The sequence below is a fragment of the Streptosporangium sp. NPDC000095 genome (genome assembly GCF_042899335.1).
Taxonomy (GTDB): domain Bacteria; phylum Actinomycetota; class Actinomycetes; order Streptosporangiales; family Streptosporangiaceae; genus Streptosporangium.
This window is the reverse complement of record NZ_JBIAZS010000048.1, coordinates 1-1,108: the sequence shown is the minus strand read 5'-3', so window position 1 is coordinate 1,108 and position 1,108 is coordinate 1. Positions and strand designations below refer to the sequence as shown.

The 1,108-nt window shown below is 67.1% G+C and carries 1 pseudogene; it reads right to left on the bottom strand.

From position 1 onward, the window contains the following. Window positions 1-19: 19 nt before the first annotated feature. Window positions 20-894 (bottom strand): annotated as a pseudogene (locus tag ACFY3V_RS39670) (IS5 family transposase). Window positions 895-1,108 lie beyond the last annotated feature (214 nt).

The following is a 1,108-nucleotide window of genomic DNA, read 5'->3' as shown; positions in this document are numbered from 1 at the left end:
CTAGGTCCTGTTTTGTGGATCACCTGAGCCAGAGCAGTAGACAGGCGATGGTCACGGCTGATCGGTAGTGGGCGGCGAGCTTGTCGTAGCGGGTCGCGATGCCTTTGAAGTGCTTGAGCCGGTTGAAACAGCGTTCGACGACGTTGCGTCGTTTGTAGCGGACCGGGTCGAAGGTGTGGCGGCGGTGTCCGCGGCGGGCTCGTCCGGCTAGCTGGTCGGCGCGTTCGGGGATGGTGGCGCCGATCTTGCGTCGGCGGAGGTAGGTGCGGATGGCGCGGGAGCTGTAGCCCTTGTCGGCGATCACGTGTTCGGGGCGGGTGCGTGGTCGGCCGGCGCCGGCGCGGGGGATGCGGATGGTTTCCATCACGGTGGTGAACTGGGTGCAGTCGTTGATGTTGCCGCCGGTGAGCACGAACGCCAGGGGCAGGCCGCGTCCGTCGACGGCCAGGTGGATCTTGGTGGTCAGTCCGCCGCGCGAGCGCCCGAGCGCCTGTCGGCCCTGATCGGTCTGAGCTGGTTGCTGCCCGACTGTGCCTTGGTGGCTCCCCCTTTACGGGCGCCGGCGGCGTGCTGGTGGGCGCGCACGATGGTGGAGTCCACGCAGATGGCCGACCAGTCGACCTGGCCGATCGCATCGTCGTGGACCTGGACGTGCTCCAGCAGCCGGGCGAAGGTGCCGTCGGCAGACCAGCGGCGAAAGCGCTGGTAGATGGTCTGCCAGGGGCCATAGCGTTCCGGGATGTCGCGCCAGTCGGCGCCGGTGCGGATCTTCCAGACGATGCCGTTGAGCACCTGGCGGTGATCGCGCCATCGGCCACCGCGCTCAGGGTTGGCCGGAAGCAACGGGGTGATGCGCTCCCAGGCGTCATCGGTCAGTTCATGGCGACGAACCATGTTCTCTATCCAGCCACATGATCGCTGTGGCGTCAGGCGAATGGGTTGACGGCCGGGGAGTGTGAGGGGCCGGAAGGCCCCTCGCCTGGGGTTTGGGGCAAAGCCCCAATCAACCACAGCCCGAGCGTGATACGCGCGCAGCGCGAAGACCCGGCGAGGCCCAAGACGCGGGCCGCACCATTCACCTTCTACTGATCCACAAAACAGGACCTAG